This window comes from Pseudodesulfovibrio sp. zrk46, assembly GCF_012516435.1.
Classification (GTDB): Bacteria; Desulfobacterota; Desulfovibrionia; order Desulfovibrionales; family Desulfovibrionaceae; genus Pseudodesulfovibrio.
Genome location: NZ_CP051216.1, coordinates 1,015,947 through 1,039,228 on the forward strand (window position 1 = coordinate 1,015,947; position 23,282 = coordinate 1,039,228).

The window sequence follows — 23,282 nt, forward strand, 5'->3', positions numbered from 1 at the left end:
AAGTAAGGGGATAGAATGCATGTCTTTGTTCGATAACACGAAAATTCTCGTCACTGGCGGAACCGGCTTTATCGGAAGCAACCTTCTGGCTGCTCTGCTCCAAACCGGGGCTCAGTTACGATCGACCATTCACAATACTCCCGCAGTCATAGACGACCCCCGAATCGAGTACATACATGCCGACCTGACGAATGCAGACGACTGCGAGAGATGCTGCAAAGACATGGATATCGTGGTGCATTGCGCTGCCGTCACCTCCGGAGCGGCTGAGATTGAACACAAGCCACTCATTCATCTGACACCGAACGTCATCATGAATACGCAATTGATGGAGGCAGCTCACTATAGTGGAGTCTCCCAATTCGTCTTTATTAGTTCCAACATCGTATACCCGCTGACTGATCATGCAGTAGTGGAAGAAGAGGCTGTTGGTGATTTCTTCGAGAAATACTTCATCGTGGGCTGGATGAAGATGTTCGCTGAAAAAATGTGCGAGATGTACGCCACCAAAATCAAAAACCCCATGTCCACGCTGGTGCTGCGTCCGGCCAATCTTTACGGTCCCATGGACGACTTCGAGTGGGAGACCTCTCACGTACTGCCCGCACTGATCCGCAAGATCGTCGAGCGCATGGATCCGGTTCCGGTCTGGGGCGACGGCAAGGACATCAAGGACTTTGTTTACATAGATGACTTCATCGAGGGAATGCTTCTTGCTACCAAGCAGCAAAAGGCAAATGAAGCCCCGGGCGCTTTCGACGTTTTCAACCTCTCCAGCGGGGAGGGGTACTGCCTGCGCGACCTCATAGACATCATCATTGAGGAAGACGGGTACGACGGTGCGGAAGTGGCGTATGACTCCACCAAGCCGACCATGATTCCCAAGCGAATCGTGAACTCGGACAAAGCGGCTAACATATTGGGATGGAAGCCGAAAACGGACATACGCACCGGTCTTGCCAAAACCATCGAATGGTATCGGAGCCAATTATGATCATCTCCAGGACACCGTTTCGAATCTCCTTCTTTGGAGGGGGTACGGACTACCCCGCATACTACAAAGAACACGGTGGAGAAGTGCTGTCTTCCACCATCGACAAGTATTGTCATATTTTTGTCAGGCCCCTGCCTCCATATTTCGATTACCACTACCGCATCCGGTACACCAAGATGGAGTATGCCAAGACATTGGACGATATCGAGCATCCCTCTGTGCGCGAATGCCTGCGCCTGATGGACCTCGGCCACGGCGTGGAACTGCTCCACTCCGGCGATATCCCGGCCATGTCCGGCACCGGTTCCAGTTCCGCCTTCACGGCCGGCCTGCTGCGGGCGCTGCACCACATGAAAGGCCAGGAAATCGACAAGTACGAACTGGCTGAAATGGCCATTCACGTTGAACAGGATCTCATCGGTGAATACGTCGGCTCACAGGATCAGGTTGCTGCGGCATACGGCGGTCTGAACCACATCGAATTCGGCGGCTCGGACGGCATCGACATCAACCCGCTGGCCCTCCAAACCCACAAGCTGAACGAACTGCAGGACTGCCTCCACTTCTGCTTCACCGGTGTATCCCGCGAGTCTTTCAGGATCGCCAAGTCCATTATCGACAACACCAGAGACCGGCTGACCGAACTCAAGACCATGAAGGAAATGGTGCAGGAGGCCCTGTCCATCCTCAAGGGCCCCGTTGAAAACTATGACGACTTCGGGCGTCTGCTCAATGAGTCCTGGCAGATGAAGAAAACACTGAGCAACAAGATTTCCTCTGACCACTTTGACGATATATACGACAAGGCGCTGGACTGCGGTGCGCTGGGCGGCAAGCTCTGCGGCGCTGGCGGCGGTGGATTCTTCCTTTTCTATATTCCCAAGGAAAACCGCGAGCGGTTCGACCGGGACTTCTGTGAATGCTTCCCGGTGCCCATCAAACTCAACACCAAGGGATCGCATGTCATCTCGCTTGGCTAATTGCACCACCTACATCCTCGCTGGCGGACTGGGCACACGGCTCAGGGCGGCCACGGATGTTCCCAAGGTGATCGCGCCTGTCAACGGCAGGCCGTTTCTCCATTTCCTGCTCGACAAGCTGGCCGCGGCCGGTTGCGGGCGGGTGGTGCTGTGCACCGGCCATGCGGCAGACGCCGTGGAAGGTGCGGCCGCGACGTGGGATGGCTCCATGCGCGTTGATTTCTCTCGCGAAGCAGAACCGCTGGGTACGGGCGGAGCCGTCAAGCTGGCTCTCACCGAAGACAGACCCGAAACCTTCCTGCTCCTCAACGGCGACAGCTTCACGGATGCAGACCTGTGCGCGTTTTTCACTCAGCACAGCGAAAGCGGTGCCGGAGCATCCGTACTTCTGGCCCGAGTGGATGAAGCCTCCCGCTACGGCAGCGTGGTGCTGAACGACGCCGGGCGCATCGAGCAGTTTGCCGAAAAGCAGGGCAAGGGCCCGGGGTTGATCAATGCCGGCACCTACCTGATGCAAACAGATTTTTTCATGGGACACACCCCGGACGGCCCGTTCTCTCTGGAAACGGATTTTCTTGATGTCATGGAACCCGGCGTGCTGGGCGGCTACGTCCACGACGGATGCTTCATCGACATCGGCCTGCCCGCCACCTATGCGGCGTGCGGCGCATTTTTCGACGAGCTCGGACAGGGAGCGGCGTAATGAAGTACAAGTCCAACCTCGAAAACAAGAACGGCGCCCACTACAAGGTGGTGACCCGTATTCCACGCAAGACCGACGTGCTGGAACTGGGCTGCGCGCAGGGCTACATGACCGAGTATCTGCGTGACGAGCTTGGCTGCCGCGTGTGGGGTGTGGAGATCGAGGCCGAGGCTGCTGGCCGCGCCGGCAACTATGCCGAGCAGATGATCGTGGCAGACATCGACCGCGACGACTGGCAAAGCGAGCTGACCCGCAAGGAGTTCGACGTCATCGTCATGGCTGACGTGCTGGAGCACCTCAAGCATCCCGCCACCGCCCTGCGGAAGTGCCGCGAGCTGCTGGCTCCCGGTGGGCAGATCGTGCTGAGCCTGCCCAACGTCTCGCACCAGCTGGTCATCGCCATGCTGCTGTGCGGCGAGTTCTCTTACGGCCAGGTGGGGCTGTTGGACAACACGCACCTGAGATTTTTTACGCCAAAATCATTCAACCGCCTAGTGAATGAAAACGGATACGAGATTGTGGACCGGGATGATGTGGTCAGCCCGGAACCCAAAGGGGATCAGCTGGAGTGCCTGACAACGGTACAGAAGTCCCACCCCGGCCTGTTCGACGACATGCCCCACGCCCTCGTGTACCAGTTCATTTACGTGCTTCGCCCCAAAGGGCAGGGAGGTAAGTAATGACTACCCTGAAGCGAATGGCCATGCTGCAGGATTTCACCGGAGCCAAGGATCTGGAGACCAAGATCACGGTTCTCTCCTACGTTCTGTCCGATCAGGGCTTTGAGTACAACACGCTGCTCAAGGACTATGGCGTCTCCCACGAGACCGTGGAACGCTGGGTGCGCGAGTACCATCAGTGCCATCAGGAAGCCATGGCCGAGAAGGGCGACGACAGCACTGAAAACGTTCTGGCCGTCATCATGTCCCGCAAGGGCTCCACCGGGCTGCCAAACAAGGCTCTGCGGGACCTTAACGGCACCAAGGTCATTGGCCATACATTGGAGGCCTGCTCCAAGAGCCGCTACATAAACAAGTTCGTAGTTACCACAGACGGCAACGAAATCGGTGACTATGCCGCATCCCTCGGCGCACACGTCATCAAGCGACCGGACGAGCTCGGTATCAATTTCATGGAGCTGATCATCGTCATGAACCACGCCCTACTGAATCTGGGCATGTTCCATGACTACTGGCCGGACATGACTCTGAATCTCTTCCCCACGCATCCGTTCCGCACGGTGGAGGATCTGGACGAAGCCATCGGTGAGCTCATCGAAGAGGGGCACTTTGCTTCCATCTCAAGGGAACCCATCCCCCAAGTGTCCGGCAAGCAGGTCTACTTCAAGGTGGGTGAAACCCTGCAACATTTCAGCACGCTGTCGCATAACAAGAAGTACTACTGCCAGCGCGCCTACATCAACGCCTTCAACAACCGCAGCAAGACCGGCAAGTGGACCTACAAGGATATCCACGGCGCACCGTGCATCGATATCGACACGCCGGACGACATCGCCTTTGCCAAGCAGTGCTGCAAGCCCGTGACTGTGGAGCGCTTCACCGCGCCATACATGCCTGAGGCAAGCCGGACCGAGGCGAGCGATTTCGACGATTTCGTGGCCTGTGTGAAGGTGGACAACGACCTCGTATACCGCTGTTCCCATCACGCGCAGGACATTCTGGAGATGCTCAACCGCATCGGCTTCAAGCATGTGGTGCTGTGCGGCAAGGACAAGCGGGTCATCAACAGCCTGCACAAGGTCTACCCGGAGACCATGGTCTTCCCGAACATGGTCAACGCGTTTGGTTGGCCGTCCCGACAGCAGTTCGACAAGTTTCTCGAAAGCACTGACCTGCCCGGCGTGACCGTGAACCGGTTCCTGAACGTCATGACGCTGGATTCGGGTCTGCCCTTCATCACCGAAGAAATGATCGTCATGAACGTGATGCGCTACAAGGAAAACTACTGCCGTCCCACGGTGAGCACGTCCATCATGCCGTCGGATTTCCATCTCTACAAGCTGGCCGCCATGAAGGGCGGCATGCTGCGGCCCATCCACCCGAACTACATCGGATACCGCCAATTGTTCCCCACCCTCTACATCGAGGATGGATTGATCCGCTGTTCCCGCTACGGGGACCTGACCAAGCGCACCCCGGCCCCGATTCTGGCCGGACACGCGCAGGAGCAAAAGCTCCTCATGAATGTGGCGGACGACGAATACACCTACCGGAAAATTACTGCCAAGTGCGACAAGCTGCACGCCTGCAGCGCCGAATAAGGAGAAACAATGGGACTCAAACGCGTCAACAGCATGCTCAGGACCAACGACCTGACAGAGCGCCAATTGGAAAACTCCAAGCTCAACTTCAAGGAGATTGAGGAAGGGGCCACGGTCCTGAAGAGCGCGCCGCGCCGCCTGATCTTCGAGGTGACCAACCGCTGCAACTACAAGTGCATCATGTGCGGTCGCAACTTTGACGATTTCAATTTCAGCGATCTCGATTTTTCCGTCATCAAGCAGTTCGAACCGCTCTACAACGTCATCGAGGAAGTAACCCTGTTCGGCTGGGGCGAGTCCATGCTCAACCCGCAGTTCGACCAGATCATCGAATACCTCGGCACCTTCCCGCACCTGCGAAAGTTCCTGCTCTCCAACGCTTCGCAGCCCAAGAAGCTCATGGAATACGTGGACAAGGGCCTCATCGACATCCTCTCCATCTCCATGGACGGTGCCAAGGCCGAGACGCTGGAGCGTATCCGCGTGGGCGCCAAGATGTCCCGCATCGAGGAGACCGTCAAAGGCGTCATGAAGAAGGCCAAGGATGGCAGGCCGTATGTGAATCTGGTTTTCCTGCTGTTCAACAGCAATATCCACGAGCTGCCCGAGATGGTCCGCATCTGCTCGGACTGGGGCGTGCCCGAACTCAAGGTCATCTACCTGACCGCCTTTGACAACACGCTGGCCGACGAGACCATGTGGCGCAACGACGGAACCTATCTGGAACACTTTGCCAAGGCTCAGGAAGAGGCGGACCGCCTCGGCGTGAACCTGCGTCTGCCCGATGAGATCGGCAAATGCTCGGCAGGCGACGAGCCGCACAAGCCGTGCGACACCATGTGGAAGGACCTGTTCATCAGCTGCGACCTGGATATCCGCCCGTGCATGTCCACGGACGACCACCTGACCAACCTGAGCGAGCATAAGATCGAGTCCCTTGAGGACTTCTTCGCCATGTGGAACAGCGAGCCCTTCACCGCCTTCCGCGGCGCGGTCAACGATGAACGCAAGATGAGCAAGGCGTGCCGCTTCTGCTACCAGTGCTCCTACGCCAACTGGAACAAGAAGTACGCCCACATCGCCATGGATTTCCACGCCCCGTTCAGCGGCGACAAAGAATAAGAAGACAAGGCGAAAAGGATAGGCCGATCATGCAATATACTCCAAGCCACCTCAATTTCTACATCCTGTCCGGGTACTGCAATGCCCGTTGCATCATGTGCCCTGTCCACGAATCCGAAAAGGTCATCATGTCCTGGGAGGATTACACCGGCGTGGTGGACAATTGTGCCAACCACGTGGACAAGGTGGAGTTCTTCACCCTGTCGGCCATGGGCGAGCCCCTCATGCACAAGGATGTAGTTCGCATGGTCGAATACGCCCGCGACAAGGGATTCAAAAATCTCGGCATGATCACCAATGCCTCCCTGCTGACACCGGAGAAATCCCGTCAGCTCATCGAGGCAGGCCTGAACACCCTGATGATCTCCATCGACGCAGCCACCGAAGAGTCCTACGCCCGACTGGAAAAGGGCTTCAAGCTGGCCGACATTCAGGAGAACGTGAAGGGCTTCATCGCGGCCCGCGACGAGCTGGGCAAGCCTGCCCGCGTCATCGTCAAGTTCCTCCAGCAGGACGCCAACGAGGGTGAGTGGCCGCAGTTCAAGGAGTTCTGGGAGCAGCACACCGACCCGGAGAAGCGCGACGAGATCGTCAAGACCGGCCTGCACAACTGGGGCGGCCAGCTCTCCGAGAACGTCAATCAGGCCAAGGTGCTGTGCAAGGAACTTCAAAAGTACCTGCACGTATCGCCCACAGGCGAGGCCATGCTCTGCTGCGCGGCCCCGGCCGAAAAATTCCATCACGGCAACCTGCTCTCCGACGACATGATGGAGCTGTACAACTGCGAATATTTCAGTCGTTTCCGGCGAGGCTTCCTGAACAAGGACCAGCCGCTCATCGAGCCGTGCGACAAATGCAACTTCCCCGTGGAATATGGGTACTGATATGAAGAAAGTCCTGTTTTTCAATCTCCCTGTGGTGGACCCCAGCGGTTTCGAGAACCTGTCTCTCGCCCCGCCGTTCGGCATCATGTACATCTCCTCTTACGCCAAGGAGCATGCCGATGTGCAGATACAACTGGCCGACCTGTCCCTGCAGATGAAGCTGGATTACCACTCCGGCAAAGAGACGGACTACCGCACCTATTTCGAGACCTTTGACAAGCCCGACGTGCTGGCCATCTCGCTCATGGTCGGTTCTTCATGGAACTACTTCACCAAGGTCGTGGCGCTGTGCCGCGAGATGTATCCCGGCACCCCCATCATCGTGGGCGGCAACCACGCCACTGGCTGCTGCGGTTACGTGCTGGAGAATGGCTTCGCCGACTACGTCATGTGCGGCGAGGGCGAAATGGGATTCCTCGACTACATCACCACGGATAAATCGCCTGCCCTGATTCAGGGCATCTACGACTGGCCCAAGTTCCAGTTGGTGGGACCGGACGAGCGCATGGTGCAGCTCAAGAAGCTCAATCACATGCCCGACTGGTCCATTCTGGATATTCCCGCCTACATGGACTGCGGCACCGGCTCCGACTTCTACGAGTCCGACGACGACACCGTCTGGTGGCATGTCTTCACCTCCCGCGGCTGCCCGTGCAAGTGCGCCTACTGCGCCCAGACCATCGTCTCCAAGAGCTTCCTGCGCTTCTATCCCAACGACAAGATTCTCGACGAGATGCGCGAGATGAACCGCAAGTACGGCGTGACCGGCTTCCACATCGCGGACGACATGTTCAACGCCAACAAGAAGCGGTGCATGGAACTGCTCGACGGCTTCATGGAACTGCGCGAGGAGTTCGGCGACCTCAAACTTTCCTTTGGCAACGGGCTCTACATCAACTGCCTGGACAAGGAAATTCTGGACAAGATGTTCGAGGCCGGAGCCATCTTCATCGGCTTTGCGCCCGAATCCGGCTCGCCCACCACGCTGAAGGAGATCATGCGCAAGGACATCGATCTGGAGCGCTCCAGTGACCTGATGCAGTACGTGCACCAGCGTGACGACGTCTTCTCCCGCACCAACATCATCATTGGCCTGCCGCGCGAGACCAAGGAGCTGCTGGACGAAACCATCGACTACATCACCAATCTCGATGCGGACTGGCTGAACATCAACATCTACTATCCGCTGCCCGCCAGCCCCCTCTATCTGGAGCTGATAGAGAAGGGCGTCATCGAGGACGGCCCCAAGCTGTGGGCCAATACCATCTGGCGTAACCGCATCTTCGACATGGACGGCATCACGGCCGAAGAGATGAACTACACCCTCAACGACCTGAACCTGCGCCTGAACTTCGTGGAGAACAAGAACTTCAAGCGCGGCGCATACAAGAAGGCGTTGCATTACTTCGTGGCCCTGATGAAGCGCGTGCCGGGACACATCTTTGCCGTGTACATGGCCTTCAAGTGCTACGAGGCTCTGGGCATGGAAGAAGAAGCCGCAACCACCCGCGCCACCATGGTGGACTGGGCCAAGAACCACCCCTATTCGCAAAAACTGCTCAAGGATCACAGCCATCTGCTGGATATGAGCCTGCTTGAGGAAGCATAATATGTCCGAAGTGTTGTACACCGCCTGCAAGGCTATGCCGGAATTCCCGCTGAAATACACCAGCGTGGACCGCGACCTGAACACCGGAGAGCACGAGGTGCTGACCGACTTCCGGTCCCTTGAACTCCAGAAGTTCACCAACGTGGTGGCCTCCTACTCACCGTCCGGCGTGTTCCACAAGCACGGCCCGGTTATTCCGGAATCCCTGCTGCCCCAGTACCTGCACACCGGCTCCATCGACACGGCCATCACCAGCCGCCTCGAACCGATCAAAGGCGAGTACATTTACATGGGCCACATGATCAGCCACTACGGCCACTTTTTCGTGGAAGCCCTGAGCCGTCTCTGGGCGCTGGAGCCCGAGTTCCTCAAGGGCAAGAAGCTGGTCTATCTGAACAACCCACACCTGACGTTCTACAACCGGAACAACTGCCCCTTCGTGGTGGACTTTTTCGATTTCCTCGGCATCGACGACCGCACAGACATCAAGTTCGTATTCGAACCCGAGCTCTTCGAAACCCTGTACATCCCAACACCCGCCATTTCACGCGAGTTCACCATTCATCCCTTCCGCAAGAAGGAGATGAGCCGGGTTGTCGACACCCTCAAGGACCGCAACCCGGGCTTTGAAGCCCCCAAGCGAGTCTACTTCTCCCGCAAGGGCCTGCCCGCATCCACGCGTTACATCATGAACGAGGACGATGTTGAGAACGTGTACCGCAGCTTCGGTTTCTCCATCATCCAGCCCCACGCGCTGGAGCTGGACGAGGAAATCCTCTCCTTTTCCGACATCGACGTGGCGGCCTGCCTACACTGCTCAGCCATCAACAACGCCATGTTCTCGCCCAAGGTCGACAAGGGTATCATCATGTATGATGACTTCGTGAACTACCGCGAACCGACCATGGCCCACATCGTGTCGTCCATCATCGACAACGTTTACTCCCTCAAGGGTTTGATCAAACCCGCCTACCGGTTCAACAACAACGTGTTCTGGTACACCCCGGCGGCCTTCATCGACACGGAAAAGCTGACCGAACAGCTCTCCTTCGTGCTCAATGAAAAGCCTTCCAAGGTCTACCCGGTCACCTTTGCCATGGACGAACCGGGCCGCGCCGACCTGCACGCCAACGTGGCCTCCTCGCTGGGGCACTTCGGCATGTACGACGAAGCAGGCATGTTCCTGTATCTCGCCAAGCAGCGAGACCCGGAGCGCCCCTTCGTTGGACAAGTGGCTAACGTACTCAAGGGCGAGCAGGCTGCTCCCAGAGTCGAGCGTCCCCTGACCAACCGCTGCTTCACCGTGGACACCTCGGAGCATCCGTTCCTGCAGGATGACCTGCGCACCCATTGCGAGGACGAAGAATATTTCAACCAGTATGCCAAGGCCGAAGACCTGCTGGCCCTGCTGACCCCGCGCTGCAACATGCAGCGCATGGCAGCCCCGGCTGAGGTCAAGGATCGACTGGCGAGCTACGGCGTCACAGTGGACGAGACCGTGGAACCGGGCGAAACCTACGACTGCATCATGCTGGACGGCACCCAGGGTTACCCGGCCGTGCGCGAGGCTCTCGACAACGCGCTCAAGTCCCTCGCGCCCAAGGGCTGCATCGCCATTCAGGGCGTGCTCCCCTTTGACGACGAATACTTCCCCAAGCTGGTGTCCAATCTGCGCCAGTTCACGGAATTCCAGCATCGCCCGGTCTTTGACAGCTGGAAGATCGCCTATGACCTGAACGCCAACTTCGGTCATCTGGATTACGTCACCGTCAACGTGGACAACGGCGTGCTGCTGGCCTTCCCCAACGGGAACAAGGCAGAGTCTCCGGCCATTGAAGCGGCCGACATCGACGCCATGGAATCCCGCGACCGGGACATCTACGGCGAAGGTTTCCTGCGCATGGTGCGGGGCAAACACTTCTTCCGTCATCTGCGCCACAACACGGTGAAGCCGGGCGCTCCCCTGAAAGGACTGGCTCCCGTGGTCATCCCGGCTGGCGAATTCCTGTCCGAAGACAACAGCATCAAGCGATACTATTTCAACAAGTCCCGTGCGGCCGCGGCTGGCACTTCCTACCGTCTGGCCGATTTCATCGCCTACAGCTACCGGCAGGCCGCCAAGGCCGACGTGGCCGTGGTGGGCGGCTGGGAAGGATTCGCCGGACTCTACGTGGTCAACAACACGGTGGTAGGTTCGCCCGAGGCCGTGTTGCCCAACGAAGAGAACCTGTGCGTGTTCACCCTCACCGGCCAGCAGATAGTGGACATCGTGAACAACGCGGTCAGCCAGTGCACGCCACTCAAGAACCGCTTCTACCCCCACGCATCGGGCATGGACATGACCCGCGACAACGAGGGATACGTCACGGTCCACGCCATCGGCGCGGAGCAGTTCGATCCGAAACGCGAATACTCACTGGTGGTCAACTCCCGGTTCGCCAACGGCTATCCCGGATATCAGACACTGGCAGACCTGCCGCACACCGACACTGGCGTCACCTGTCTCGACGCCCTGAAGAACGCATTATCCAGGTATGATTATGAATAGATTTCAACCGAAACAGGCCGTCATCCTCGCCGGAGGACAAGGCTCCCGCCTCAGGCCGCTGACCAATGTCTGCCCCAAGCCCATGGTGGAGTTCGGCAACAAGCCGTTTCTGGAGCACGTCATCGGCCAGTTGCAGGAACAGGGCATCACCAGGGTGCTGCTCCTGCTGGGCTACATGGCCGAGTCCGTCACCTCCTACTTTGGCGACGGCTCCCGCTTCGGCGTGGAGATCGAGTACAACGTCACGCCCGAGGAAGACGACACCGGCACCCGCCTGCGCAAAGCCAAGGAGATGGTGGACGACACCTTCCTGTTCCTCTACTGCGACAACTACGTGCCCATCCGCCTCGACCGTATGGCCGAGAAGTTTGCCGCCACCGAGGACATCAAGGCATTGGTGACCGTCTACGACAACAAGGACGGCTACACCAAAAACAACCTGCGCATCGCCGAAGACGGCCTCATCGAGTTGTACGACAAGACGCGCACCGCCGAAAATTTGCAGGGCGTGGACATCGGCTACATGATTACCAAGCGCGAGGTGCTGGACCTCATCCCCGAGTCCAACTGCTCCTTTGAGAAGGAAGTATACCCGCAGCTGGTGGACCAGAAGGCGCTCTATGCCTCGGTCACGGGCCACCGCTACTACAGCGTGGGCGATTTCCGCCGCATGCCCCTGACCACGGCGTTCTTTTCCGGCAACAAGGCCGTGTTGGTGGACCGGGACGGCGTGCTCAACAAGAAGGCCCCGCGCGGCGAATATGTGGCCGAGTGGGACCAGTGGGAGTGGCTGCCCGGCGCACGCGAAGGGTTGAAGCTGTTCCACGACGCGGGATACCGCATCATCCTCATCACCAATCAGGCGGGCATTGCCCGTGGCATGGTGACGCAGGAGCATCTGGACCTCATCCACGAGAACATGAAGCGGGAAGCAGGCGTGCCCATCGAGGCCATCTACTGCTGCCCCCACCACTGGGACGAGGATTGCGATTGCCGCAAGCCCAAACCCGGAATGCTCTACGCGGCCCAGCGCGAACATCATCTCAATCTGGCCAAGACCTATTTCATCGGCGACGACGAACGGGACGGCATTGCCGCCGACAACGCAGGCGCGCGCTTCTATCACATCAAGGGTGATCGCACTCTGACCGACGCAGCCCTGCATGTGATCTACGGCGACAAGAGCGAGTCCGACCTCTTCCCCAACAAGAAGATCTATGAGTTCGACGTCAACCGCCTGCGCATCGACGACTACTACGCCAAAGTGGTAGCCGACAACGAACACTCCATGGAGCTCTACGCCAAATTCCTCAAGCAGGATGAAGACATGGCCTGCCCCCTGTGCGGTGACGAGAACAAGTCCCTGTTCATGGAGTACAAGACTTACCGTCTGCTCTCCTGCGCTCACTGCGGCCTGACCTATCCCAATCTTGATTGCGAGGAGGCCGAGGACGCCATCAACGAATGGTACACCAGTGAATCCGCTGCCAAGGACGCGACCCTCGACACTTTTGATTACCGCAAGCACAAGCTCTTCGTGGACCGGGTGCAGTACTTCAAGCGCCTCATCCCGAACTTCGGCGAAGAGGGCTACCGCGTCCTCGACTTCGGCTGCGGCGAAGGCATGTTCCTGAGCGTGCTCGACATGATGGGCATCGCCAACAAGGGGCTGGATGCCAGCGCCGATCGTCACGCCTATGGCGAGGGCGAAGGCTTCAACATCGCCAATACACCTGTCGAAGAAGAGCCGGACAACCACTACGACATGGTGGCCCTGTTCGACGTGCTGGAGCATATCAATAAGCCCGCGCCCCTGTTCGAGCAGTTCCATCGCATCATGAAGCCCGGTGGCCATATGGCCATCTACATCCCCAACATCCACTCAGTGGGTTGGAAGATGCTGGGCAACCGCCACCACTGCCTCCACCCCTTCTTCCACAACGCATTCCATTCGGAGCAGTCGCTGGCCTACCTCGCGTCCGAGACCGGGTTCCGCATCACCAAGCTGGACTACTACGGACTGGACGTCATTGACTATCTCGGGTTCAAGAGCCACGAAGACGGATACGACTACAACAGGAAACTGGCGGAAATCATTCCATACCTGCAGGCGGCCATCGACTCGTGTGACGCGAGCAGCCACCTGCGCATCATCATGGAGAGGATGTCATGAGTCTTATAGACAACTGCGAATCCAACCTGTTCATTTCCAAGACGCCGCTGCGCATCTCCTTCTTCGGAGGCGGCAGCGACATCGATACGTACTACAAGAACTCGGATTTCGGGTTCACCTTGAGTGCGGCCATCGACAGCTACATCTACGTCACCATCAAGCGGCACTCGGAGATGTTCGAGGAGAACATCCGCCTCAACTACTCCAAATCGGAGATCATCTCGGACGTGAAGGATATCGAGAACGACATCATTCGCGAGTCCTTGATCCATCTGGACATCGGCGGCCCCCTCTACATCAGCACCGTGGCCGACTCCGTGGCCGGAACCGGGCTGGGCACCTCCAGCTCCTTTGCCGTGGGCCTGCTCAACGCGCTCCACGCCTTCCAAGGGCGCAAGAAGTCCGCAGGACAATTGGCCGAAGAAGCGTGCTACATCGAGATCGACCGTATCGACAAACCCATCGGCAAGCAGGACCAGTACGCCGCGGCCTTTGGCGGCATGAACACCTTCAAGTTCCTGCCCGATGATTCCGTGCGCGTGGAGCCCCTGATCCTCGACAGCGGCCTGCAGCAGGATATTTTCGATCATTTGGTGGTCTTCTGGACCGGCATTCGCCGCAGCGCGGACGATATCCTGTCCGAGCAACGCGAAAAGACCGGCGACCGCATCACCCACATGCACAATATCCGTAACATCGCCATCAATATGCGCGACGAGTTCGTCAACGGCACGGTAACGCCCAAGCGGTTCGGTGACGCACTGGCCGAGAGCTGGGAGTCCAAGAAACGCATGGCGTCCGGCATCAGCTCCGGCTTCATCGATGAGTGCTTCGACAAGGGCATCAAGGCAGGCGCATGGGGCGGCAAGGTGGCTGGCGCAGGCGGCGGCGGTTTCCTGCTTTTCGCCTGTCCCAAGGACAAACAGGACGACCTGCGCAATGCCATGAAGGGCATGGCCGAAGTCAAATTCGCCTGCGACCCCCACGGCAGCCGCATGATCGTGGGTGGGATGTAATTCTCCGGAACAACGAACGGAATTCAGGGACAGAGAGAATGGGAAACAACGACGGCGTAGTGGTCTTTCATGAGGCCTTAACCAATAAGAGCATGCCCTACATGCTGCTGGATGACGGGTGTACCCCTATTGAAAAGCCCTTTATCAATTCCTTTTCGCCTCTCCAGATCCGTACCCTGAATGATGGCACTGTCATGCCTCAGCCATATGGTGTGTTCTTCCAAGACGGCACCATTGTTCCCGAGTCCATTGATTATGGTCCGGACAGCATCCCCTACAGAAGTTGTGGGCTACCGGCCAACTGCACACGATACACGGGAGAATATCTTTATCTTGGCCGACTGTATTGGCATTTCGGTCATTTTTTCAACGACACTATCATGCGCTTCTGGGCAGTGAATGATTTGGGGCTTTCCGGGAAAAAACTGGTATTGCTCACTGACACGGAGAATCACGCCCAGTATCGAAGTGAATGCAGATTCTTCGAAGAATTCTTTGAATTGTACGGCATTGATGTGGACAAAGACATTGTCTACATATCCCAACCTACAACATTTGAGACCTTGCATGTACCTTCTACGGCGAGTGCAACAGACATCTGTCTGCACCCGTACAGGCAAATGGCCGTCACAGAGCCACTAAAAGACCCTGAACTGCGAAGCAAGAAAGGGGCAGAGCGCATATACTTTTCCCGTGCCAAATTGCCGCCCACCGCCCGAAGAATTCTCAATGACGAAGATGTGCAGCACGTTTTCGAATCCTTTGGTTTCTCGACAATTCACCCGCAATTAATGAGCATGAAGGAAGTTGTCACCACTTTTGGCAATGCCAAAATCGTCGGCGGGCCAAGTGGCTCGGGGTGGAACAATGTGGTCTATTCCCCCGGACTGGAAACCACGATCACCCTCTTCGAACAGAACATCAATCAAGACTTTACGTACGTATCTCCCTCCAGAGTCACTCGGTTCCTAACAAAAGACTGCTGGGCGCTCACAGACGTGCTCAAACCCATTTACGACATAGGTTCCAACAATTACGTATGGTTCAGCACTCCGACACTGGCGGATACTGACCTGCTCAGGAAGCAGCTCTCCACTATTCTCAACGAAAACCCTGCCCCCATCCACGCCGTAGGAGCACCCCTGAACGATAAACAGCGCTGCTGCATCCTGGGAACAATTGCCGAGTCGTTAGCCTGGTACCAACTGTTCGATGACAGCCGCTTTTTCCTCGCCCTTGCCGAAAGATTCAACAGCGACCAGACCCGCCTTCTGTGGGACGGCCCGCTTCAGCAGATCAAGAACTCCCACAAGGCCAAGGAATCCGTCGGGCCCGAAGGATTGGGCATCGCGTTCAACCACTATCCCGAATTGATCGACGACATCCGGGACTTTGCCGAGGACGAGGATTATCTCGACCGCTACGCCGCCATTCAGGACTACATGGCACTACTGCTGCCGAGACTGGCTCCCGGCAGCGCCCTGATTGCAGAAGGGCTCGACACTGCAGCAACTGTAGCCGCCGAATACTGTGAGGTAGACCGCACCCCCAAGCAGGGTGCGAACTATGATCTCGTGGTCATTGACGGCAGCAATGGATACAAAGCCACCAGACAGTCATTGCAGGCAGTTCAAAACCATATTTCCAAAGAAACCGTGGTGATGTGCTCCCCTTGTTTCCCCTACAACAGGGAATTTCACCAGCGGATGTTCCCCGGCCACAGGCAATCTTTCTTTTCCCACAATCCGGAAGCATTCGACACATGGAAACTGGTATACGACATCAGCAAAAGCTCCCCTGAGGCCGAGTATTTCACCCTCAACGGGGCCAACGGCATTCTGGTGGCGCGAAATATCGATGGCTTTGCAGGCCTTTCTTCTGAAAAAGAGAGCAACGATTTGCCATCCGATTTCTACCAGAAGCACTGCCGCGACTTCATGCGTATCCTTCAGGGTCGCTATTTCCGCCGTCTGCTACAAGGCTCTCCCGCTCTGCGGCAGCACCTCTTCGCTACCGGCAATGGGCCGCAAGATTTCGTGCGCGATGACCACGGCTATCCGGCAAATGATGTTCGTGTGCTCTACCACAACCGCTTTTTCCCCGAGCACGAGCACTCAGCCTACCGTCTCGCCGAATACGTGGCTTACACCTACCGCATCGCCTCCGGCGCAGATGTTGCCATCACGGGCCGGGGCGAACCATCTGCCAACATTTACATCATGCGCGGCGAGATCATGAGCGATCTCAACTCCGTACTGCCACAGGGTAACAACCTGACCACAGTAAAATTGACCGGAACCGAGTTGCAGGATCTGCTCAACGGAGCCATCAGCCAGTGCACGTCGACAGTCAACGGTTTCCACCCTCACACTTCGGGGTTGGATACATACCGCAACGAAGACGGGTCCCTGACCATCTGCAACGTGGGCCTGCAGCGTTTTGATCCCGACCGAACCTACACAATCGCCATCAACTCCTATCTCGCAAGTGGCGGCACTGGCTACCAGCCCTTGGCCGACAAGGAAAAGACCGATACGGGCCTGACCTGTGCGGACGCCCTGAAATCAGTCTTGAATGCCCGCTTCGATTCACCGGAAAAGAACAACTGATCCCGGAGACATTCATGCCTCTCATCTCCATTGTCATACCGAGTTACAACCACGCTGAGTACATTGAAGCGTGTCTCGATTCCGTCTATTTTCAGGATTATCCCGAGATCGAAATGATCATCGTGGACGACTGTTCCCCAGACAACTCGGTGGAGGTCATCGAAAACTGGATCAAGGGCGTGGAGATCGACAAGGTCACCTATGCGGCCTGCTACGATGAGGACAAGGACAAGGTCTGTCGGGCTGAGATCGCGCGCTACGACAAAAAGCGCTCCATCATCTTCCTAAAGAACGAGACGAACCTCGGCTCCACCGCCACCTACAACCGTGGTTTCAAGGCCACGACCGGCGAATACTGCTCGTTCGTGGTTTCCGATGATATCTGCCATCCCCAGATGTTTTCCACGCTGGCCGAACCGTTGGACAACGACGAGGCCGACTTCGTCTATTCCGACATGTTCGTGGTGGACGATTCCATGCGCATCCTCCGCGAGTTCAAGCTGCCGGACTATGACTTCGAGCGCAGCTTCTGTGACTGGTATTTGTGTGGTGTCGCCACGCTGTATCGCCGCTCTCTGCACGACCAGTTCGGGCTGTATAACGAAGCATCCAAGGCCGACGACCACGAGTGTTATCTTCGCTTTGCCATGGAAGGAGCGCGATTCCTTCATATTCCCAAGACGCTGTATAGTGTGCGCAGCCATGATCAGCGTGAGGTGGGGTTGCATAGCAAGGACAGGTTCAATGCTTTGATGGAGGAGTCGAAGGCTTTGACGTTGAAGGCGAGGGCCTGGCGGAAAGGGGAGAAGAAGTAAATTAAATAAGGAAGGCCGCCTTTTAGGCGGCTTTTGTGTGCTCACCGCCACGTGAGCTCTCGCCGAGGATCTGATCCAAATAGAATGCCTTGGGATGTCCTACGCGACTTGTCGCTGTGAGGACGTGCACTTTGAGCGGCGGCATTCAATTTGGTCAGCTTCTATGGCTCATTCTCAAGGGCTGATGGCGGTCGTTGTTTGATGAAATGAGAGTAGCTCTAACTCGATAGACACTCTACTCATCAACCCGCGATAAATACTAAAACGCAATCTGAAAAAAACCGAGCGGAGCGTTGGTTCGTTCAGATTGCGTTTTCGCATTTATCGCCAATGGAATTCCAAAGGCCCTCGGCCTTTGGCTCCAGCTGAGTAAGCTGCCCCGCCGGCGAGGCGCTCTTTTATCGGGACAGGAAACTACCTTCCTTTTTGACTCGTTCGCGCCAGTAATTGAGGAGATCCTGCATAGTCTCCTCGAAAGATATTTCGGGCTTCCAACCGGTGTGGCTGGTGAACTTGGAGGTGTCGGGAAGCTGCAAATCGGCATCGAGGGGGCGTAGACGCTCGTCCTCGACTTCGTGCTTGATTTCGTCCTTCATGGGCGAGAGCGAGATGAGATAGTGGAGCATCTCCTCGACGGTGCAGGAATAGGTGCCGCCGATGTTGTAGGCCTCGCCGGGCTGCGGATCCATGGTCACGAGCATGTAGTAGGCGCGAACGGCATCGCGGACGTCGGCCCAGGTGCGAAGCGACTTGACGTTACCGGTCTTGACCACGGGCTCCTGAAGGCCCTGTTCGATCATGGCGATCTGCTTGGCAAAGGTGGATTCCGCGAACACGTCGCCACGACGCGGGCCGGTGTGGGTGAACATGCGAGTGACCATGATCTTTTGCCCGTATGATTCGGCATGGTAACGGCCGAGCAGGTCAGTGCCGACCTTGGAAATGGCATAGGGCGAAGCCGGGTGGAACGGATTGGTCTCGGAAATGGGAAGCTGTTCCTTGGGTACGCGGCCGAACACCTCGGAAGAAGAACAGACGTGGATGACCGGATCGATATCTGCGTGGTGCTGCAAGGCGGTAAGCAGACGCTCGGTCCCCTGAATGTTCGTGTCGAGGGTCACCAGCGGGCTGGTAAAGCTGACCTTGGGATAACTCTGTGCCGCGAGATGAAAGACGTAGTCGGGCTTGGCCTGATCCACGGCATGGGACACGGACAGGGAATCGGTCAGGTCCATATCGATAAAAAAGAGACGGTCCTTGCGATTCACCCGATCCAGCAGGTGGGAGACGTTATCCAGCGGACTACGCCAACGACAACATCCGTAGATATCCCAGTCAGTGTTCTCCAGAAGATAATCTACGAGGTGGGAACCCACCATGCCCGTGACGCCGGTAATCAATGCTCGTTGTTTGGTCATGCTGTCTGCTGTGAAAGGTCTGTTGTTGTATCGCTCCCGACAGGATGCCGGGTCGCGTTCAAATTATCGCCTTTGGGTCGGTTTGTGAACAATTTTCCCTCGAGGCTGTCTACTTATCGGCAGAAAATTGACGGAATCATAGGGTCGCGCCACTTTTTTTCCGCAACCACATGCCCGAAAAGACTGACGCTACGGAATGTTTATGAGGTGAATAATTAATTGAGACACGGGCCTAGTGCTGCTATGCTCCGTCAATCGTGCTGTTGTCTCATGCGTCCGGTGCGGTTTTTGCTTATAGCCCTCTGTGGCCAATATTACCCGGGCGCAACGGCTGAAAACCGACGCTGGGGCATACAGACACCACGGAGGAACGCGATGAAGTGGCTCGAAGCGGTAGATTGCCTGACCAATTGCCTTGCCGGACTGGAAGTGTCCGATGTGAACGGCGCGTCTTTGGACGTGGATGCCGGGTTCCATCGACTGTGCCTGCTGACCAAGGAGCTCAAGGAGCGTAACGGCACCATTTTCCTGGCAGGCAACGGCGCGAGTGCCTCCATGGCCAGCCATGTGGCTGCCGATCTGGCCAAGAATGCGCATATCCGCACCGAGGTCTTTTCCGATCTCGCCCTCATCACTGCCGTGGCCAACGACATCAGCTACGATGACGTCTTTGCCGAACCGCTGCGCCGCCGCATGCATGAGGGCGACCTGTTCGTGGCCATCTCCAGTTCGGGCAACTCGCCCAACGTGGTCAAGGCGTGTGAAAAGGCTCGCTCGCTGGGCGGCTCGGTCTTTACCCTTTCCGCCATGGGCGCACAAAACAAGATCCGCTCTCTTGGCGATCTGAATTTCTATCTTCCCGGCGACACCTACGGCATGGCCGAGAGCGGTCACGCTGCCGTGCTCCATCACTGGATCGACACAATGGTCGCTGATTGTGAGGAGTAGCCTCGGCTTGGTATAGCGGCGCATCTGCTGCGTTAAGTGAATTGTAGGCGAGTCTTCGAGCCGTACAAGATCTTATGCCTCAGGTATGCCGGGCACGAGAGAATCCTCGCCCCCGTCGCCTAGCGGCTGCACCACTCTCACCAGCCTCACGGCTTTTGGAAAGCGTTTAAAGAGAATAAAAAAAGGCCTGTCCTTGCGGACAGGCCTTTTAATTTTTTTTTGGCTGATTCGACTAGTACATGCGGTTGGCTTCTACGTAGTCGACCACGAACTGTTCGGCTTCCTCGAGAGTGGAAACTTCGTCGCGGATCTGGGCCTTGAGCAGCTCGTCGCGGATCTTGCCGATGGCAGGACCGGGCTTGAGCTTGGCGAGGACCATGATGCGGTTACCATCGAGGAAGGGTTCGATCTCGTCTTCCGGGATGTCAGCGCGCTCGGCCATCTTGAGGTTGTGGTTGAACTCACGCCAGGAGCCTTCGCGGGCCTTGATGTCCGCTTTGACCATCTCCATGATGCGCGGGTACTCGTCGAGGGAACGCAGACGGCGGATACCCTTGTCGGTGAGCATGAAGTGCGGACGCATGTGGTTCTGCACCAGATCGCACACCAGATCGATATCGGACTCCTCGAAGCGCAGGCGCTTGAGGATGCGACGGGCGGCCTTGGCACCAACGCGGTGGTGCTGCAGGAAGTTCCACTTCTCGTCGTAGAATTCAGCGGTGTAGAGCTTGCCCACATCGTGGAACAGACACGCCACGGTGCCCTTCCAGTCGTAAGGAAGTTCTTCCGGGTAGGCCCGCATCACGTCGAGGGTGTGCTCCAGCACAGTCTCTTCCTCGCCGGATTCCGGATTCTTGATCTGCTTCACGCGGGACAGGGCCGCGATCTCGGGGATCAGGCCGTGCAGCAGCATGGAGTCGAAGAGCAGACCGAAGAAACGGTACATGGCCTCGGCTTCCACCTTGTGCCACTCATCCAGGAACTCGGCCATGGGCACGAACTCCAGCACCTGGGGTGCATTACGGACAATGGCGGCCCAGGAATTGGCCTCGATTTCCTTGTCAAAGTTGGCGGCAAAACGCAGGCAGCGATAAGCGAGGGTGTAATCCTTCTTCAGTGCCTGGTCCGGATCGCCCTTGAAGCGAATCTTGCCTTCGGCGAAGTCCGCGAAGTCTGCGTAGGCGTCTTTGGCCTTGGGAATGAAGGGGCAGACAGAGGAAAGCGGAATATCACCACGCAGCTCAAGACGCTTGAGCAGGCGAGGCGTCATGGTGGACACGGCCTCGGTAACGTACGAAGCGTCGTCAACGTCGGCAGCGTAGAAGTAATATGTCACACCACCCTCAAGCAGGGTGCCGATGATTCCCTTGTCCTTGGATGCTTCCAGGTTGGGGAAGTATTTCTGCAGCTCATCCAGTCCGGCGTCGGTGCAGATATCGAGTTCCTTTTCGTTGCCCGATTCGTCCAGGGTCAGAGCCTGGAGACGAACATTGACCACGTAGGCGTCAAAACCGTTACGCATGATGGTTTTACAGAAACCAACTGCGTCTTTAAAAGGCTGACTCATGTCTCTCCTTGATTTGGTCGTCCTAGCCCCGTCTACAACAACGGCTCTGAACAACCTCCATTAATTCTATTTTTCACGGCCCAAGGCCGTTTCAGACCTAACAATGCTCGGTCTTATACAATTTTTTTGCCCTGAATGAAATGGGTTTTTACCCGACCTTTCAGGGTGGTTCCGAGCAAAGGCGTGTTCTTGCCCTTTGAATGTAAGGCCTGAGGCTCGACTGTCCACTCCTCTGCCTCATCAAAAAGGAAGAAATCAGCAGGATCGCCGGGCTGGAAAGTGTTCACGGGCAGCTTGAATATTTCACACGGAGCCGTGGTCCAGGCGCGGGTGAAGGCTTCCTTCTTGAGCTTGCCGTCCTTGACCAGCTGCCACGTAACGGACAGGGCCGTATCCAGCCCGGTGATGCCGCACGGGGCCACATCAAACTCGGTCTCCTTCTCATGGGCTGCATGAGGCGCATGGTCGGTGGCGAGGCAGTCGATGGTACCGTCGTTCAGCCCTTCCAGCATGGCATTCTGGTCGTCGAGCGTACGCAGCGGCGGGTTCACCTTGGCATTGGTGTCGTATTCAGTGGCCTCATTTTCGAGGTAATCCTCGGTCAGCACCAGATAGTGCGGTGCGGTCTCGGCTGTGACCTTCACGCCGCGCTCCTTGGCGAAACGGATCAGGTCCAGAGACTTGCGGCAAGAGATGTGCGCGAGGTGGATGGGCAGCTCGAGGTACTCAGCCAGCAGCACATCACGCGCCACCTGCAGGGCCTCGGCCATATCCGGCTGGGCAGGCAATCCGAGGCGGCTGGAAACAACGCCTTCGTTCACGCCAGCGGCCACGCCCATATAGGGGTCTTCGCAGTGATCGATGACCACCTTATCCCAGTCAGAGGCATATTCCATGGCACGACGGAACAGCTCCGTGGATTTGACCGGCACACCGTCATTGGAGAATGCCGCGCAACCTGCCTCGGCCAGCTCGGCCATGGGAGCCAGCTCTTCGCCTTTCAACCCTTTGGTCAGTGCGCCGATGGGGAACAGGCGGGGGCCTTTGGGCCAGAACTTACGGGCCTGCTCCAGCATCAGCTTGGTGACGGAGTCATCGTCATTCACCGGCTTGGTGTTGGCCATGCACAGGATATTGGAGAACCCGCCCCAGGCAGCAGCCCGCAGACCGGATTCCACATCTTCTTTGTATTCGAAGCCCGGTTCACGAAGGTGTACGTGCACGTCGGTCATGGACGCCATGACGGTCAGGCCAAAGGCCTCTTCCACTTTGGCGTCGCCAGCGTCGATGGTTTCAGCGGATTTCTTCACCTCGACGATTTTGCCTTTGGAAACGAAAATATCGACTTCTTTGCCGTCTAATTTGGCTCTACGAACTATCAAATCTATCTTAGCCATGCTGTCCTCCATGGTTAATTTCGGGGTTGCCTCCGGCGGCCCTGCCGGGGGCGTCTCCGACGGGTCAGGAACCTTTTGTAAAAGGTTCCCGACACCCTCCTAAACTTTTTGTCGCTCGCTTCGCTCGAAGCCCTGCGAACGTGGAAACTCTCTCATTTAAACAACCTTGCGGCGACAGCCGCAGACGGGATTCCAAAGGCCCTCGGCCTTTGGCCGGG

General features: G+C 57.1%; 17 protein-coding genes. 14 read left to right on the forward strand and 3 right to left on the reverse strand.

All coding sequences use genetic code 11. The features are described from left to right. Positions 1 to 19: 19 nt before the first annotated feature. From HFN16_RS04670 to HFN16_RS04730, 13 genes are read left to right on the forward strand one after another with little or no spacing between them, the layout of a single operon-like run. Positions 20 to 994: an NAD(P)-dependent oxidoreductase gene (locus tag HFN16_RS04670; protein WP_168889599.1), complete on the forward strand. Its 975-nt coding sequence runs from the start codon at positions 20 to 22 to the stop codon at positions 992 to 994. Further along, positions 991 to 1,974, forward strand: coding sequence for a kinase (locus tag HFN16_RS04675; protein ID WP_168889600.1), 984 nt, complete (start codon positions 991 to 993; stop codon positions 1,972 to 1,974). Before HFN16_RS04670 ends, HFN16_RS04675 begins: the two co-directional genes overlap by 4 nt. Further along, positions 1,955 to 2,677 (forward strand): sugar phosphate nucleotidyltransferase, encoded by a 723-nt coding sequence (locus HFN16_RS04680; protein ID WP_168889601.1) that lies wholly within the window; start codon positions 1,955 to 1,957, stop codon positions 2,675 to 2,677. Before HFN16_RS04675 ends, HFN16_RS04680 begins: the two co-directional genes overlap by 20 nt. After that, entirely contained in the window at positions 2,677 to 3,357 is a 681-nt protein-coding gene (locus HFN16_RS04685; protein ID WP_168889602.1) for a class I SAM-dependent methyltransferase, read from the forward strand. Before HFN16_RS04680 ends, HFN16_RS04685 begins: the two co-directional genes overlap by 1 nt. After that, on the forward strand, positions 3,357 to 4,958 hold the full coding sequence (locus HFN16_RS04690) for a hypothetical protein (protein ID WP_168889603.1): 1,602 nt from the start codon (positions 3,357 to 3,359) through the stop codon (positions 4,956 to 4,958). Before HFN16_RS04685 ends, HFN16_RS04690 begins: the two co-directional genes overlap by 1 nt. 9 nt (positions 4,959 to 4,967) lie before the next feature. Then, a complete protein-coding gene (locus HFN16_RS04695) occupies positions 4,968 to 6,080 on the forward strand; it encodes a radical SAM protein (RefSeq protein WP_168889604.1) in 1,113 nt (370 codons plus the stop codon). Positions 6,081 to 6,109: 29 nt separating this feature from the next. Further along, entirely contained in the window at positions 6,110 to 6,964 is an 855-nt protein-coding gene (locus tag HFN16_RS04700) for a radical SAM/SPASM domain-containing protein (RefSeq protein ID WP_168889605.1), read from the forward strand. 1 nt (position 6,965) lies between these two features. Then, positions 6,966 to 8,573 (forward strand): radical SAM protein, encoded by a 1,608-nt coding sequence (locus HFN16_RS04705; RefSeq protein ID WP_168889606.1) that lies wholly within the window; start codon positions 6,966 to 6,968, stop codon positions 8,571 to 8,573. A gap of 1 nt (position 8,574) precedes the next feature. Then, positions 8,575 to 11,121 (forward strand): glycosyltransferase 61 family protein, encoded by a 2,547-nt coding sequence (locus tag HFN16_RS04710; protein WP_168889607.1) that lies wholly within the window; start codon positions 8,575 to 8,577, stop codon positions 11,119 to 11,121. Beyond that, a complete protein-coding gene (locus HFN16_RS04715; protein WP_210772233.1) occupies positions 11,114 to 13,294 on the forward strand; it encodes an HAD-IIIA family hydrolase in 2,181 nt (726 codons plus the stop codon). Before HFN16_RS04710 ends, HFN16_RS04715 begins: the two co-directional genes overlap by 8 nt. Then, entirely contained in the window at positions 13,291 to 14,310 is a 1,020-nt protein-coding gene (locus HFN16_RS04720; RefSeq protein ID WP_168889609.1) for a GHMP kinase, read from the forward strand. The genes HFN16_RS04715 and HFN16_RS04720 overlap by 4 nt, the downstream gene beginning before the upstream one ends. Before the next feature lie 38 nt (positions 14,311 to 14,348). Then, positions 14,349 to 16,919 (forward strand): 5'-nucleotidase C-terminal domain-containing protein, encoded by a 2,571-nt coding sequence (locus HFN16_RS04725; RefSeq protein WP_168889610.1) that lies wholly within the window; start codon positions 14,349 to 14,351, stop codon positions 16,917 to 16,919. A gap of 14 nt (positions 16,920 to 16,933) precedes the next feature. Continuing rightward, positions 16,934 to 17,734, forward strand: coding sequence for a glycosyltransferase (locus tag HFN16_RS04730; RefSeq protein ID WP_168889611.1), 801 nt, complete (start codon positions 16,934 to 16,936; stop codon positions 17,732 to 17,734). A gap of 398 nt (positions 17,735 to 18,132) precedes the next feature. On the opposite strand, the gene HFN16_RS04735 is transcribed toward HFN16_RS04730, so the two are convergent. Then, positions 18,133 to 19,152: a GDP-mannose 4,6-dehydratase gene (locus HFN16_RS04735; protein WP_168889612.1), complete on the reverse strand. Its 1,020-nt coding sequence runs from the start codon at positions 19,150 to 19,152 to the stop codon at positions 18,133 to 18,135. A 375-nt stretch (positions 19,153 to 19,527) separates the two neighbouring features. On the opposite strand from HFN16_RS04735, the gene HFN16_RS04740 reads away from it, so the two are divergent. Then, positions 19,528 to 20,100 carry an SIS domain-containing protein gene (locus tag HFN16_RS04740; protein WP_168889613.1) on the forward strand — a complete coding sequence of 191 codons (573 nt, stop codon included), beginning with the start codon at positions 19,528 to 19,530 and terminating at the stop codon, positions 20,098 to 20,100. Positions 20,101 to 20,332: 232 nt separating this feature from the next. Here HFN16_RS04740 and HFN16_RS04745 read toward each other — a convergent pair whose 3' ends face one another. Continuing rightward, the gene (locus HFN16_RS04745; protein WP_168889614.1) at positions 20,333 to 21,667 is read right to left on the reverse strand and encodes an HD domain-containing protein; all 1,335 of its coding nucleotides are present in this window, start codon (positions 21,665 to 21,667) and stop codon (positions 20,333 to 20,335) included. A 113-nt stretch (positions 21,668 to 21,780) separates the two neighbouring features. Beyond that, complete coding sequence (locus tag HFN16_RS04750) at positions 21,781 to 23,064, reverse strand: dihydroorotase (RefSeq protein WP_168889615.1); 1,284 nt, start codon at positions 23,062 to 23,064, stop codon at positions 21,781 to 21,783. Between the last annotated feature and the right edge of the window lie 218 nt (positions 23,065 to 23,282).

Coding starts and splice junctions, on each gene's coding strand:
- HFN16_RS04670 (WP_168889599.1), top strand. CDS start 20: ATGTCTTTGTTCGATAACACGAAAATTCTCGTCACTGGCGGAACCGGC.
- HFN16_RS04675 (WP_168889600.1), top strand. CDS start 991: ATGATCATCTCCAGGACACCGTTTCGAATCTCCTTCTTTGGAGGGGGT.
- HFN16_RS04680 (WP_168889601.1), top strand. CDS start 1,955: ATGTCATCTCGCTTGGCTAATTGCACCACCTACATCCTCGCTGGCGGA.
- HFN16_RS04685 (WP_168889602.1), top strand. CDS start 2,677: ATGAAGTACAAGTCCAACCTCGAAAACAAGAACGGCGCCCACTACAAG.
- HFN16_RS04690 (WP_168889603.1), top strand. CDS start 3,357: ATGACTACCCTGAAGCGAATGGCCATGCTGCAGGATTTCACCGGAGCC.
- HFN16_RS04695 (WP_168889604.1), top strand. CDS start 4,968: ATGGGACTCAAACGCGTCAACAGCATGCTCAGGACCAACGACCTGACA.
- HFN16_RS04700 (WP_168889605.1), top strand. CDS start 6,110: ATGCAATATACTCCAAGCCACCTCAATTTCTACATCCTGTCCGGGTAC.
- HFN16_RS04705 (WP_168889606.1), top strand. CDS start 6,966: ATGAAGAAAGTCCTGTTTTTCAATCTCCCTGTGGTGGACCCCAGCGGT.
- HFN16_RS04710 (WP_168889607.1), top strand. CDS start 8,575: ATGTCCGAAGTGTTGTACACCGCCTGCAAGGCTATGCCGGAATTCCCG.
- HFN16_RS04715 (WP_210772233.1), top strand. CDS start 11,114: ATGAATAGATTTCAACCGAAACAGGCCGTCATCCTCGCCGGAGGACAA.
- HFN16_RS04720 (WP_168889609.1), top strand. CDS start 13,291: ATGAGTCTTATAGACAACTGCGAATCCAACCTGTTCATTTCCAAGACG.
- HFN16_RS04725 (WP_168889610.1), top strand. CDS start 14,349: ATGGGAAACAACGACGGCGTAGTGGTCTTTCATGAGGCCTTAACCAAT.
- HFN16_RS04730 (WP_168889611.1), top strand. CDS start 16,934: ATGCCTCTCATCTCCATTGTCATACCGAGTTACAACCACGCTGAGTAC.
- HFN16_RS04735 (WP_168889612.1), bottom strand. CDS start 19,152: ATGACCAAACAACGAGCATTGATTACCGGCGTCACGGGCATGGTGGGT.
- HFN16_RS04740 (WP_168889613.1), top strand. CDS start 19,528: ATGAAGTGGCTCGAAGCGGTAGATTGCCTGACCAATTGCCTTGCCGGA.
- HFN16_RS04745 (WP_168889614.1), bottom strand. CDS start 21,667: ATGAGTCAGCCTTTTAAAGACGCAGTTGGTTTCTGTAAAACCATCATG.
- HFN16_RS04750 (WP_168889615.1), bottom strand. CDS start 23,064: ATGGCTAAGATAGATTTGATAGTTCGTAGAGCCAAATTAGACGGCAAA.